The organism is Ottowia sp. VDI28 (assembly GCF_049532675.1).
Taxonomy (GTDB): Bacteria; Pseudomonadota; Gammaproteobacteria; order Burkholderiales; family Burkholderiaceae_C; genus Ottowia.
The window spans coordinates 3302786-3315905 of record NZ_CP149820.1 but is presented as its reverse complement, the minus strand read 5'-3'; the positions used below and the strand labels follow the sequence as shown (position 1 = coordinate 3315905).

The window sequence follows — 13120 nt, the reverse complement described above, 5'->3', positions numbered from 1 at the left end:
AGCATGGCTGCTCCGCTTGATGAGGTACTTCATCCGTATACTGACCAGCAGTCATTAATATCAGCGCCACATGGCTCACACGATCTTTCTCAATCAGCGAGGCTTGGCGCCGTGACAAAGCCAGCAGATATCAAGGCAAGCCCCGGCAGCCCGGCGGACAGGCGTGCGCCGCAGCGCCGCCGCACGCGAGCGCCGCAAACCCGGCGCGCCGCGCTGATGGATGCGGCCGAAGCCTTGTTCCTGAGCAAGGGCGTGACAGCCACCAGCGTGGAAGAGATCGCCAATGCAGCCCAGGTTGCCAAGGGAACGTTCTACCTGTACTTTGCTTCCCGCGACGCCATGCTCGATGCCTTGCAACAGCGCTTCATGCTGGCGTACTGCGAACGCATCGAGCGCGCGATGGCACGCTGCCGGCCAGGGGACTGGGATGCGCGCCTTCGAATCTGGTGCAAGACCTCGCTGGATGGTTTGCTGGAACAGGTCGCCTTGCATGACATGCTGTTCCATGACGTGCGCCCTGATGACCGAGGACTCATGATGCGCAACCCGGTGATCGATCAACTCGCGGAGCTGCTGGGCGCGGGCGCCCAGGCGGGGGTATGGCGGGTATCTGATGCGCATGGACTGTCCGTCATGATGTTCTATTCCATGCACGGCCTCGCCGATGACGCCGTGGCGTACGGCACGGCAGGCTCTCGCGCGCCGCTGCTGCGCCTGCTGATCGAGACGTTCAGCCGTGCGCTGGCTGTACCTCCATCACTCCCCTCCTCCCCACTCAGATGAGCCGCTCTTCATGATCTCGTCCCGCCGTCCCTTTGCTGTCGCCACGGTATATCTCGGTACTTTCATGGCATCGTTGGCGATCAGCATCGTCAGCGTGGCGCTGCCAGCGATCCAGGCGGACCTGCACGCCAGCCTGGCAGGCCTGCAGTGGATTGTGGGAGCCTACGCGCTGTGCCTGTCAGCATTCATGCTTTCCGCCGGGCCGCTGGCGGACCGCTATGGGCGCAAGAGGATCTGGTTAGGTGGCGTCGTGCTCTTCACCTTGACCTCGGTGGTCTGCGCCGTGGCGTCGTCACTGCCCGTCCTGATTATTGGCTGCGCGCTGCAGGGCATGGCCGGTGCCTTGGTCATCCCTGGCGCACTGTCCATCCTGACTCAGGCTTTCCCCGATCCGGCGGAACGCGCACACGTCATTGGAGGATGGGCCTCCTTCAACGCGATTTCCCTGATCCTGGGACCGCTTCTGGGCGGCTACCTGGTGGATCAGGTGGGTTGGCCCAGCATCTTTCTGGTGAATCTGCCCTTGGGCGTCATCACCGTCCTGCTCGGTCTGTGGTCGGTGGAAGAAAGCGCGAACCCGGAGCACGCTGCGCTCGACCCCGTTGGGCAGGTGCTGTCCATCGTATTCCTGGGGGCGCTGACCTATGGACTGATCAAGGCGGGCCAGGACGGCTGGGGGGCGGCGCCGACAGTGCTGGCCCTGGTGGTGGCTGCCGTGGCTTTAATGCTGTTCATCGTGGTCGAGCGGCGCGTGGCCCGGCCTGTATTGCCGCTGGACCTGTTCGGAGGCAATGATTTCACGGTGTACAACTTCGCTTCGTTCGTCCTGGGATTCACCGGATACACCAGCTTGTTCCTCTTCTCCCTGTTCCTGCAGAACGCGCAGGGCTGGAGCGCCACGCAAGCCGGTTGGCGGATGGCGCCGGTGTTCTTGGCGATGCTCATGGTGTCGCCCTTGTTCGGCAGGTTGGCCGCGCGCTACGGAATGCGGGCGCTCTTGAGCACCGGATACCTGCTGCTGGGGTTGGCGATGCTGTCGATGGAACAGTTTACTCCCGCCACGCCTTACGGCGCCGTAGCTGCGTGCTTCGCATTGCTGGGTATTGCCTTGGGCCTGGCCGTGCCGGCAACGGGTGCCGCGGTCATGGCCAGCGCGCCACGCGAGCGGTCGGGCGCCGCGTCTGCCACGATGAACGCTCTGCGCCAGGGCGGGATGGCCATTGGCATTGCGCTGCTGGGCAGCATCATGAATACAGGCGCAGTGGCATCGCTGGCTCAAAGCTTTGCCAAAGCGGGCTCGCAGGATGCGATCGGACTGGCCGTTGCAGCGGCTCAGCGAAGAGAGATTCCGGAGGCTCTGCCGCTCGCGTCTCAGTCAAGACATCTGCTGCATACCGCCTTTGCACAGGGATTCTCCCGTGCGGCGGCCGCTGCAGGCATTCTCGGGCTGTTGGCGGCCCTCGTACTGTTCATCAGCGGACGGCGCAAAAGCTGATCTGGGAGCGCATTCAGGCCTGCTCCTTGAGCAAGCGCCGCAGGACTTTGCCCGAACCAGTGGCGGGCAAGGCCTCTATAAAGCTCACATGACGTGGGGCCTTGTAGCTCGCCATGTTCTGGCGGGACCAGGCGATGAGTTCATCCGCGGTGATGTCGGCACCCGCTTTCCTGACAATGAAAGCCTTGACCACCTCGCCTTTTTCGGGATCGGGCTGTGCGATCACAGCCGCTTGCGCCACGGCGGGATGTTTGATCAGGATGATTTCCACCTCTTCTGGGAACACGCTGTAGCCCGAGACCTTGATCATTTCCTTGGTTCGCCCGATGAAGGTCAGATAGCCTTCGGCATCCATCTTGCCCATGTCTCCGGTCCAGACCCAGGCTTCCTTCAAGGTTTTGGTGGTGGCTTCAGGCTTGTTCCAGTAACCTTTGAAATTGCCGGGCGACCGCACAGTGATCTCGCCCATTTCGCCAGCAGGTAATTCGGCGCCGGTATCGGGATCCATGATGCGGATGGTGACGCCGGGCATGGGCTTTCCATGCGTGCCCCAGCGAATGGCATCGAAAGGCATGCCGGTATCCATGGTGTGGGTTTCCGACAAACCGTAGGCGGCCTCGCAACTGATGCAAGGCCCTTGCGTGAAGGATTGCCATGCCTGTGCCAACGGCTCCGTGAAGCTGATGCCGAAGCTGGTCACCGAGTTCCTCCTGAGGCTCTTGAGATCGAACCGCTCGGCGCCAGGCACCTGCATGCAAGCGACGTTCATTGGTGCGATGGAATACCAGAAGGTCACCTTGCAGCGATCGATAGCTTGCAGAACCGCCAGAGGATCGAAGCGAAAGAGCAGCGCTTGCGCGCACCCGGTCAGGATCGGCACGTTGACGCCCATCAGCATCCCTGCGATGTGATAGAGCGGAGCCACCGACAAGCAGACATCGCCCGTGCCGAGACCCGCGAGTTGCGCGGTCACGGTCGTCTTGAAAAGCGCATTACCGTAGCTGAGCATCGCGCCCTTGGGCAGGCCCGTGGTGCCCGAGGTGTAGGTCATCAGCGCCACATCGCTCATGGCCAGCTCGACCGGCTGCGGGCAGGCATTGGCACGCATCGCGGTGATGAAATCCTCGCAATGCGGCGCGATGATTCGCGGCGTCTGCCAGGCGGCCTGTAGTTCGGCAGGAAGGTCAAACGCTGGCGATTCGGGCAGGAGATCGCCGTAATGCACCGTGAACACATGCTCGATCGTGCTGCTGGCGCGCACTTTTTCGACGATGGGCATCAAATCCGCCGCGGCGACAATCACCTTCGCCTTCAGATCGTTCACCTGATAGCCGAGTTCATGCTCCTTGTTCAGCGGTCCGCTGGGGCAAACGATGGCGCCGATTTTCTGAATGCCGTAGTGCGCAATGAAGTATTGCGGGCAATTGTTCAGGAACAGGACGACCGGGTCGCCCTTGCCTACGCCCAGCGCCTGCAGGCGCGCACCGAAGGCATCGCTTGCGCGGTCAAGCTCGGCCCAACTGAGCGTGGCCCCGTACCAGATCAGCGCGGTCTGCTCGGGCTGGGCCCGCGCATGACGGCGCAAGTGCTCGTGCAAAGGCATTTCTGGTGAAGTCATGTCCACAGTCTTCATCGGCTTGTCTCCGGTGGTTTTCCTCATGTTCTCAGGAGGCGCCACAATCATGCCATGCGAATATTCGCCTTATCGGATATCCACGTCGACTATGAACCGAACATGGCGTGGGTCCAGGAGTTGTCTCGGTTCGATTATGTGGATGACCTGCTGATTCTGGCGGGAGATATCAGCCACAAGCGGCAGTTGCTCGACACGTGTCTGAGCGCGTTGACGCGGCGGTTCCGCCACGTGCTGTTCGTGCCCGGCAACCATGATCTATGGGTGGCGGGCGAAACGCCGGAGATGGATTCGCTGGAAAAGTTTGCCGTAGTTAGGAAAATAGCTTCGAGTTGCGGGGCCACCATGGAAACAATCCGCCTTGGCGGGTTGCTCGTGGTGCCGCTGCTCGGCTGGTATGACTATTCCTTCGGCCAACCCCAGAAAACGCTCCTCAATGCCTGGACGGACTATCGGGCCTGCCGTTGGCCAGCCGGCTATGGAGCGGCGGAAGTGGCGGCGCATTTCGACAACCTCAACACGGTGCCGCCCACGGAGGGCACCCACATGCGGATCACGGTTTCACATTTCTTGCCGCGGATCGACCTGATTCCGTCTTTCGTGTCCAGCCGCCACCGCATCCTGGATCCGGTGCTCGGCAGTACACGCCTGGAGGGTCAACTGAGGAAAATCAACCCCAAGACTCATGTGTATGGCCACAGCCATATCAATCAGTCCGTATGGCTGGACGGTATCCGCTACATCAACAACGCTTTCGGCTATCCGCAGGAAAGCAGGATCACCGCCAAACAACTGCTTTGCATCGAGGAAGTCTGATGACCACAACGACGCAGGCGAGCATCGATCTCTGGCTGGCCTATTACGACGAGTTCGAGGCCGACTCCCCTCACCTGCTCGGCCTTCTCAACACTGCCGAGCGCCAGCAGCAGGCGCGCTTTCATTTTGCCGGCGACCGCCTGCGCTACCTCGTGACGCGCGCCATGGTCCGCACCGTGCTCTCGCGCTACGCCAGCGTGGCACCGGCCGATTGGGTGTTTGACACCAATGCCTATGGCCGCCCGGGCATCTCACCCGTGCACACGGAAGCAAGCGCGCTGCGCTTCAATCTCTCCCACACGACTGGCCTGATCGTGCTGGGCATCTGCCAGGAACACGCCTTGGGCGTGGATGTGGAGCAACTGGAGCGCAGGGCCAATCTGGAAGTGGCGGATCGCTTCTTTTCCCCCGTGAAGCGGCTGAACTGGCCTCTTTACCGCCAGAGCGGCAGCCACGCAGGTTCTTTGACTACTGGACCTTCAAGGAGTCCTATATCAAGGCACGTGGCATGGGGCTGTCGATTCCGCTCGACAGCTTCAGTTTTGAGTTTCCCACGGAGGAAACGCCGCGTCTGAGCGTGGATGCATCGCAGAACGACGATGCCGAGCGTTGGCGTTTCTGGCAACTGGAATTGCCGGGCCAGTACTTGATGGCCGTCTGTGCAGAGCGGCTTCCCGGACAGGTGCCGGGTTTGAGCCTGCGGCGAATGAAGGCGCTGGATGGGTTCGACAGCGTGACGCCACTGGTGACGAAGATGTCGGCGGCGTAGGGGTGGCCGCGTGCATAGGCATGAATGCCCACCCCGCGGGCTACCACTTTCCTTTGGTCGTGCTTGAGGTGGCGCGCAGAGCGGTGGTGAGCAGTTCCACGGCGTCGGGGCGCTCGGCTTTCTGGGCGAAATCGAGGGCGGTCATGCCTTTCTGGTTGCGCATGCGAAGGTCGGCTCCGGCATCGATCAGGAGCTTGACTGCAGCCGGCGCGCCATAGGAGGCGGCCATCATGAGGGGCGTGGTTCCATTGGGCGATTCGGCATCGATGAAGGCATGCTCTTCAAGCAGCAGCTCCATCAGCTTCAGCTGGCCGTTGGTGGCCGCGTAGTGCAAGGGTGTCCAGCCGGGCTTGTTGACGTCGGCGCCCTTTGCGATCAGGCGCTGAGCCAGATCCAGATACCCCTTGAAAGACGCCATCATGAGCGGGCTTTCGTCTGTGGCGTTGCGCGATTCCGGCTTGAGCCGAGGCGAATCGATCAGCAGGCGCGCCACTTTCAAAGAGCCCTCTTGCAAGGCCAAGTAAAGGCCCGGGACCCCGCGTTCGTTCTTGGTATTGGGATCAACGCCATTGGCCAGCAGGTTCCGCATGGCAATGTCGTTGTCTTGCATGACGGCACGGACGAAAGAATCAGCGTCGTTGGCCATGGCCAGCGGGGCCAGCAAAGTCAGCCACAGAGCCAGCAGAAAACGGGAAATGAGATTCGTCATGGGGCGATTTTGGGGAAAAGTCGGTTGAAATTGGCACTTGTGCATTCCGCGATGTGTTCCACGCTGGTTTCGCGCAACTCAGCCAGGCGGGCCGCTACATAGGGCACATAGGCAGGGGTGTTGGTCTTGCCGCGGAAAGGCACGGGGGCTAGATAGGGGGAGTCGGTTTCAATGAGCAGGCGGTCATCCGGCACGATGCGGGCCACTTCGTGCAGCTCGCGTGCGTTCTTGAATGTCACGATGCCCGACAGAGAGATGTAGAAGCCCATGTCGAGCGCAGCCTGGGCAACTTCACGCGTTTCGGCGAAGCAGTGGAAAACGCCTGTGCCGCCGCCCTCCTCTTTCAGGATGGCCAAGGTGTCATCTGACGCAGCGCGCGTATGGATCACCAGCGGCAAGCTGGCCCGGCGCGCGGCGCGGATGTGCGTGCGAAAGCGCTGGCGCTGCCATTCCATGTCGGCAATGCTGCGGCCGCCTTTGCGTTCTTCCATCTGGTAGTAGTCGAGCCCGGTTTCGCCGATGGCGACGACCCTGTCCAGCGCACCGGCCTGTACCAGCTCATCCTCGCTGGGTTCGTGCACGTCTTCGCTGTCCGGATGTACGCCGACGGTGGCCCAGAAGTTGTCGTAGGTCTCGGCAAGCGCCTTCACCTGTGGAAACTCTTCCATGGTGGTGCTGATGCAGAGCGCGCGGGTGACCTTTGCCTCGGCCATGGCTGCCCTTATGGCGGGGAGATCAGCGGCGAGTTCGGGGAAATTGAGATGGCAGTGTGAATCGGTGAACATGCAAAACTGAACTGAAAAACCCCAGGCATAGCCCGTGCTTCAGGTTCAGACGATTGGAGTCTTAAACAGTTTGGGTTGGCCGGTCGGAACTCAACGTGGCCCCCAGGATGTCCTCTATCTTGGCCTTGAGCTGGGCGGATTTCTCATCTTTCGGGAAACGAACGCCTACACCTTGCGGCCGATTACCCGCGGCATCGGCAGGGGTAATCCAGGCCACCTTGCCCGCCACGGGGTAGCGCTGCGTATCGCCCGGCAGGGAAAGCAGGACGTAGACTTCCTCCCCCAGGCGGTGCTCACGCGTGCTGGGAATGAAGATGCCACCTTCTGCGAACAGCGGAATATAGGCCACGTACAGGGCGGCTTTTTCCTTGATGGCGAGTTGGATGACGCTGGGACGTGCCATAGCTCAATAGTCAGTGCTTGGACTTTCCGGAGTTTAGAGCTTCCCGGGCCGTGCTGACGAGATATTCTGTTGCAAGGCCTGCGTTCAGGGGGTGCTCGGCACTCCGTGCGGATTGTGTCAGTTGGCCCCACCAGCGGGTCAGCGCGGCTGTGGGAGGCGCCTTGGCGGGAAGATCTGCCGCGGCGAAAAACCGGGGTTTGGCGCCCAATTGCACGGCCATGAGATCGTGGCAAAGCTTTTGCAGCCGGGCCACGGCCTCAGGCAGCGGTACATCGGCCAACGCAGAAACGTCGCCCTTGGCCATGGCGCGGGGCAACAACTGCCACGCCTTCGCGCTCAGCTTGCCCTGGGCAGCGGCCAACGCGGCGGCCGGCCGGCCGCCGGCGGCGTGCAGCAAGGCCTCGGCTTCGGGCTCGGGCACGCCCTGCCCCGCCAGCCAGGCCATGGCCTCGCCCGGCTCGGGCCAAGTCATGACATGCGTCAGGCAGCGGCTGCGGATGGTGGGCAAAAGGAGGTGCGCCGCGTCGCTGGCCAGCACGAAGCGCACGTCCCCAGGGGCTCCTCCAGCGTTTTCAGCAGCGCGTTGGCCGTCACCTGATTCATGCGCTCGGCGGGATATACGAGCACGGCCTTGCCTCGCCCCCGGCTGCTGGTGCGTTGGGAGAACTCGATAGTGCTTCGCATGCCATCTATGCGGATCTCGCGGCTGGGCTTCCGCTTCTTATCGTCGATTTCGGCCTGCGCCTTCTCGGGCAAGGGCCAGCCCTGCTCGATCATGCCGGTCTCAGGCATGAGCACCGCCAGATCGGCATGGGTGTGCACATCAATACCATGGCAACTGGCGCACTTGCCGCATGCGCCTTGGGGCGTGGGCGCATCGCACAGCCAAGCGCGCACCAGGGCCTCGGCCAGCTCGAACTGCCCCAGGCCGGAAGGGCCTTGCAGCAGCCAGGCATGCCCGCGTTGGGCCAGAAGGCTTTCCAGTTGATGCGCGATCCAGGGTGCCTGAGTGCTCATGAAAGCCACCCCTTGCCGCGCAATGCTTGTGTGACTGCTTGCCACACATTTTCCCGAGGTTGGTCGGCATTGATCCGCACGAAACGGGCTGGATCTTCGGCTGCACGGCGCGCATAGCCTGCCCGTACCGCCTCGAAGAATGCGGTGGGCTGTGATTCGAAGCGGTCCGGCAGCCGCGCACCAGCCAACCGGATGGCCGCCGTGGCGGGCGGGAGATCAAACCACAAGGTCAGATCGGGTTGGCGCAATTGGCTGGGCGCGGCCGGAAGGTGTTGCACCATCCGCTCGAGCGCGGACAGCGTCTGCCAATCGAAGCCGCGTCCTCCGCCCTGATAGGCGAAAGTGGCGTCGGTGAACCGGTCGCACAACACGGCGTCGCCCCTCGCCAGCGCCGGCTCGATCACCTGCTGAAGGTGGTCGCGCCTGGCTGCAAACATCAGCAGCGCTTCGGTGAGAGGGTCCATGGATTCGTGCAGGGCCAATGCGCGGATTTTCTCCGCCAATGGCGTGCCGCCGGGCTCGCGCGTCAGCACCACCGCCCGGCCCGCCGCCTTGAGGCGTTCGGCCAGGGCTTCGACATGGGTCGATTTGCCGGCGCCGTCAATGCCCTCGAAGCTGAGGAACAGTCCCTGCCCCGCCATCACTTGCTCCCTCGCTGGTATTTGTTGACCGCGCGGTTGTGCTCATCCAAGGAACCGCTGAAATGGCTGGAGCCATCGCCTCGCGCGACGAAATAAAGCGACCGGGTGGCCGCCGGCTGTACCGCCGCAATCAATGACGCGCGGCCTGGCATGGAGATCGGCGTGGGTGGCAGGCCGACTCTGGTGTAGGTGTTCCATGGCGTGTCGGTGGTCAGATCGGCACGGCGCAGGTTGCCGTCGAATTTCTCGCCCAACCCGTAGATGACGGAAGGATCGGTCTGCAGCCGCATGCCGATTTTCAACCGGTTGATGAAAACCCCCGCGATCTCGGGCCGGTCGGCGGCCTGCCCTGTTTCCTTTTCGACGATGCTGGCCAGGACGAGCGCCTCATCGGCGGACTTGAGCGGCAGGCCGGGGGCGCGCGCCTCCCAGGCCGCTTCCAGGCGCTTGTCCATCAATTGCATGGATTGGCGCAGCACGGCGAGATCGCTCGAGTTCTTGGCGTAGTTGTAGGTGTCGGGGAAAAAACGTCCTTCAGGATGCACCCCGGGTTTGCCCAATGCTTTCATGATGTCGTCCGGCGACATGTCACGGGTATCTGGCCGAAGGTAGTCCGCCTTGGCCAGCGCATCTCGCACCTGCCTGAAGTTCCAACCCTCCACGAGAGTCAACGCCAGCACGATGCGATCACCGCGGTTGAGCTTGTCGAGCAAGGCCCGAGGTGTCATGCCGCGCGTGACTTCATAGTCGCCCGGCTTGATGGTGCGGGTCTGGTCATTGGCCAGGCTGTTGGCGATACGAAAGTAGGCATAGAGCAGGTCAGCCGGCGCGCGTACCCCGCCATCCACGGCCTTGCGCGCGGCCGTACGCAGCGAAGCGCCTGGCGGTACGGCCATTTCCACTTTCTCGGCGGTAAGGGAAAGCGGCTGGTCGGACCACCACCAGAACGCGCCGATGCCGGCCAGGGCCAACACCACCAAAAGTAACAGGAATTGGAAAATTCGACGCACAAACCCTTCGAGAGACAACACAATCAACCGGCCATGATAATTCAGCGCATGAACATGCCTGATCCAGCACTTCTTGCCACAGCAGCCACACTGAATGGCGCAGCCCCCCTGACCGAGTGGGGAGTCATCCGCGCGGTGGGAGATGAGGCCGCCAAGTTCCTGCAGGGCCAACTGACCCAGGACGTCGTGTTGCTGAAGCCGGGCCACGCGCATCTGGCCGCATTCTGCAATCCCAAGGGACGCATGCTGGCGAGCTTTATAGCGCTCAAGCGGGCTGAAGACGAGATTTTGCTGATCTGCAGCCAGGATGTGCTGGCGGCTGCGCTCAAACGCCTTTCGATGTTCGTGATGCGCGCCAAGGCCAAGCTGAGCGACGCCTCGGCGCAATTCACCTTGCACGGGTTGATCGGCGAGGCCGCCGTTCAGGGCGAAAGCATCGTGCAGGGGGTAAATCTCTGCCCGCTGGCGCCGGCCGACGGCGCGCCACGCGCGTTGCGGGTGGCTGAAGCGGACGCGCCTCCGCCGGCGGCTTCCTCGCTCGATCCCGCGCTATGGCGGTGGGCTGATATCCGTAGCGGCGTGGCCATGGTCACGCAGCCTGTGGTGGAGACCTTTGTACCGCAGATGCTCAATTACGAATCCGCCGGTGGCGTGAACTTCAAGAAGGGCTGCTATCCCGGCCAGGAAGTGGTGGCCCGCAGCCAGTTCCGGGGGGCGATCAAGCGCCGGGCCTTCGTGGCTCAGGTAGACGGTGCTGCCCAGGCCGGGCAGGAAGTGTTTTCCCCTGCCGATCCTGAACAGCCATGCGGCACGATTGCGCTGGCCGCGCCCTCCCCTGGCGGTGGCACCGCGGTCATCGTGTCGCTGCAAACAGCGGCGCTGGAGCGGGTTGACGAGCTTGCAGTGGGCGCTGCTGAGGGGCCCCCGCTGACGGGATGGCAAGTACCGTATCCGTTGCTGGCGGATATCTAAAAAACGGCGCGAAAAGCACCGTCATTCCCGCGCAGGCGGGAGTCCAGGGGGTTTGAGAGGCTGCACTGGATTCCCGCCTGCGCAGGAATGACGGAGATCAAGCCATTTAGACCACCAGCGAACGCGCCATCGGAATGTGCGCGATACCGACTTCTTCGTATGGCTCGCCGTTGGGGGCGTAGCCCAGGCGCCGGTAGAAGTCCTCGGCGCTGCGCTGGGCACTCAGCACCACTTGGGTATCACCCCGGTCGCGCGCGGCCTGCTCCAGAGCAGCCATGACAGCCTGGCCAATACCCGCGCCGCGCAGAGGGTGAAGCGCCGCCATGCGGCCGATGCGTGCCACACCCGCCGAATCCTGCAGCAGACGGCCGGTGCCAACGGGTTGGCCCAGGCGGTTGCGGACCAGGGCATGTACAGCCGTTGCATCGGCTTCGTCCCACTCATCCTCCTGGGCGATGCCCTGCTCCTCCACGAATACTTCAGTGCGCACGCTGGCGGCCGCCTCGCCCAGAGCGGCCCAATCGCCGGTGCGGACATCGAGCATGGCCTCGCCTGCCTCGAAACCTTGCAGCATGTCCCGCAAAGGCGCAGGCACCGGACGGGAGGTCTGGGTGTTCGGGTCGGCAAAAACATAAACCAGTTCGCTGGTGATCAGCAGTTGATCGCCGCGGAAAATGGCGCCAGCCATGGTGATCGACGAGTTGCCGATGCGGGCGCAGCGCATGCCCACCTCCAGCCGGTCGTCCCAGCGCGCGGAGGCGTGGAACTCCACGCCTGCCTTGCGCATGTACAGATCGCCCTCAAGCTGTTCCATGGCCTTGGCGTAGGGCATCGCCAGCGCACGCCAGTAGCCTGTAATGGCGATGTCGAAATAGGTCAGGTAGTGAGCGTTGAAGACGATCTTCTGCAGATCCACTTCAGACCAGCGTACGCGCAGGGGCTCAAAGAAACGGAAATCTTGGCGATTCATGTCGATCCGTAGAAAAAATGGAGATCCGGAACACGCTCACGGTCTCAGTTGGCGGGGATGGCAAAGGCACGGCGCAGCGCGGCTGCCGCATCCGCATGAAGCTGCCGCGCTTCCGCGATGGCCCGCCCCATGGTAATGAAGCCATGGACCACGCCGCGATAGATCTCCAGATCCACCGCAACACCTGCCGCGCGCAGTTTGTCAGCATACGCCACGCCTTCATCTACCAGAGGATCACACTCCGCCAGCCCGATCCAGGCAGGGGCGACGCCATCCACATCGTCGGCGCGCAGCGGAGCAAAACGCCAGTCACCGCGATCGGCCGTGTCGATGTATTGCTGGAAAAACCAGTCGATCAGTGCTTTGTCGAGCACGGGGCCGTGCTCGAAAAGCGCATGCGAATCAGTGTCCTGGTGGTCGGTGGTGCCAGGGTAGATCAAGAGCTGCAGCGCCAGCGGCAGCCCGGCATCGCGCGCCTGGATCGCGCTGACGGCGGCCAGTGTGCCGCCTGCGGAGTCGCCGCCCACGGCCAGGCGTGCGGCGTCCAGGCCAAGCGAAGCGCCTTCGCGTGCCAGCCATTGCAGCGCGTCCCAGGCATCGTTCACGGCCGTTGGGAACCGGTGCTCGGGCGCCAGGCGGTAGTCGAGCGAGATCACGGCGGCGCCGCTTCCCTTGGCGAGACTGCGGCAAAGCGTATCGTGCGACTCAATATTGCCGATGGTGAAACCGCCACCGTGCACATACATCAGTGCGGGCAGCGCCGCTTCAGTACTTGGCGCATAAAGGCGTGCGGGCAGTTGATAACCGTCCCTGGCGGGAATGGTGAAATCAAGCACGCGCGGCAGCGCAGGCTTGGACACATCGAGCACGCCAGCCGATTTGGCGTATGCTGATTTGGCTTCGGCAGCACTCAGCGTATGCAACGGCGGATAAGGCGCGCGCGCCATGCGCTCGACCAATTGCCTCATGGCGGGTGTGAGCCGGGCATGGATAGCGGGACCGTAGGCGGGAAAATGAGGGGATGGCGCAGCCAAGACCCGGCTCCAATTAATATCGACCTGCCGATCCTACTATTTACTGACTTAATGACTTGCTGGCCTCTGCCAGCCCGGAGACT

13 protein-coding genes and 2 pseudogenes are annotated in these 13120 nt (G+C 62.8%); 6 read left to right on the top strand and 9 right to left on the bottom strand.

Annotation, left to right across the window (positions count from 1 at the left end; translation table 11 throughout):
- Positions 1-111 precede the first annotated feature (111 nt).
- Together WJU18_RS15700 and WJU18_RS15695 are read left to right on the top strand one after the other, a co-directional pair.
- Positions 112-783: a TetR/AcrR family transcriptional regulator gene (locus tag WJU18_RS15700; RefSeq protein ID WP_423453714.1), complete on the top strand. Its 672-nt coding sequence runs from the start codon at positions 112-114 to the stop codon at positions 781-783.
- A gap of 10 nt (positions 784-793) precedes the next feature.
- A complete protein-coding gene (locus WJU18_RS15695) occupies positions 794-2278 on the top strand; it encodes a DHA2 family efflux MFS transporter permease subunit (RefSeq protein WP_423453712.1) in 1485 nt (494 codons plus the stop codon).
- 13 nt (positions 2279-2291) lie between these two features.
- Here WJU18_RS15695 and WJU18_RS15690 read toward each other — a convergent pair whose 3' ends face one another.
- Positions 2292-3896 (bottom strand): AMP-binding protein, encoded by a 1605-nt coding sequence (locus WJU18_RS15690; RefSeq protein WP_423453710.1) that lies wholly within the window; start codon positions 3894-3896, stop codon positions 2292-2294.
- Positions 3897-3965: 69 nt separating this feature from the next.
- On the opposite strand from WJU18_RS15690, the gene WJU18_RS15685 reads away from it, so the two are divergent.
- The 3 genes and pseudogenes from WJU18_RS15685 (at position 3966) to WJU18_RS15675 (ending at position 5496) form a co-directional block, all read left to right on the top strand.
- The gene (locus WJU18_RS15685) at positions 3966-4727 is read left to right on the top strand and encodes a metallophosphoesterase (RefSeq protein WP_423453708.1); all 762 of its coding nucleotides are present in this window, start codon (positions 3966-3968) and stop codon (positions 4725-4727) included.
- Positions 4631-5035 (top strand): annotated as a pseudogene (locus tag WJU18_RS15680) (4'-phosphopantetheinyl transferase family protein); the annotation flags it as partial. The gene WJU18_RS15685 and the pseudogene WJU18_RS15680, both read left to right, overlap by 97 nt.
- Before the next feature lie 17 nt (positions 5036-5052).
- A complete protein-coding gene (locus WJU18_RS15675) occupies positions 5053-5496 on the top strand; it encodes a 4'-phosphopantetheinyl transferase family protein (protein ID WP_423461015.1) in 444 nt (147 codons plus the stop codon).
- 40 nt (positions 5497-5536) lie between these two features.
- Here the strand turns inward: WJU18_RS15675 and WJU18_RS15670 are convergent, their stop codons facing one another.
- From WJU18_RS15670 to mltG, 6 genes and pseudogenes are all read right to left on the bottom strand, one after another.
- On the bottom strand, positions 5537-6205 hold the full coding sequence (locus WJU18_RS15670; RefSeq protein ID WP_423453706.1) for an ankyrin repeat domain-containing protein: 669 nt from the start codon (positions 6203-6205) through the stop codon (positions 5537-5539).
- The gene (locus WJU18_RS15665) at positions 6202-6990 is read right to left on the bottom strand and encodes a TatD family hydrolase (RefSeq protein WP_423453705.1); all 789 of its coding nucleotides are present in this window, start codon (positions 6988-6990) and stop codon (positions 6202-6204) included. Before WJU18_RS15665 ends, WJU18_RS15670 begins: the two co-directional genes overlap by 4 nt.
- A 61-nt stretch (positions 6991-7051) precedes the next feature.
- Positions 7052-7393: a PilZ domain-containing protein gene (locus tag WJU18_RS15660; RefSeq protein WP_423453703.1), complete on the bottom strand. Its 342-nt coding sequence runs from the start codon at positions 7391-7393 to the stop codon at positions 7052-7054.
- A 10-nt stretch (positions 7394-7403) separates the two neighbouring features.
- A pseudogene (locus tag WJU18_RS15655) lies at positions 7404-8410 on the bottom strand (DNA polymerase III subunit delta').
- Complete coding sequence (tmk, locus tag WJU18_RS15650; RefSeq protein WP_423453701.1) at positions 8407-9051, bottom strand: dTMP kinase; 645 nt, start codon at positions 9049-9051, stop codon at positions 8407-8409. Before tmk ends, WJU18_RS15655 begins: the two are co-directional and overlap by 4 nt.
- Complete coding sequence (mltG, locus tag WJU18_RS15645; RefSeq protein ID WP_423453699.1) at positions 9051-10061, bottom strand: endolytic transglycosylase MltG; 1011 nt, start codon at positions 10059-10061, stop codon at positions 9051-9053. Before mltG ends, tmk begins: the two co-directional genes overlap by 1 nt.
- Positions 10062-10115: 54 nt before the next feature.
- Here mltG and WJU18_RS15640 point away from each other — a divergent pair, with 54 nt between their 5' ends.
- Positions 10116-11033 (top strand): YgfZ/GcvT domain-containing protein, encoded by a 918-nt coding sequence (locus WJU18_RS15640; RefSeq protein ID WP_423461014.1) that lies wholly within the window; start codon positions 10116-10118, stop codon positions 11031-11033.
- A 106-nt stretch (positions 11034-11139) separates the two neighbouring features.
- Here the strand turns inward: WJU18_RS15640 and WJU18_RS15635 are convergent, their stop codons facing one another.
- Positions 11140-12003 (bottom strand): YbgC/FadM family acyl-CoA thioesterase, encoded by an 864-nt coding sequence (locus tag WJU18_RS15635; protein WP_423453698.1) that lies wholly within the window; start codon positions 12001-12003, stop codon positions 11140-11142.
- 44 nt (positions 12004-12047) lie between these two features.
- Entirely contained in the window at positions 12048-12971 is a 924-nt protein-coding gene (locus tag WJU18_RS15630) for an alpha/beta hydrolase (RefSeq protein ID WP_423461013.1), read from the bottom strand.
- Between the last annotated feature and the right edge of the window lie 149 nt (positions 12972-13120).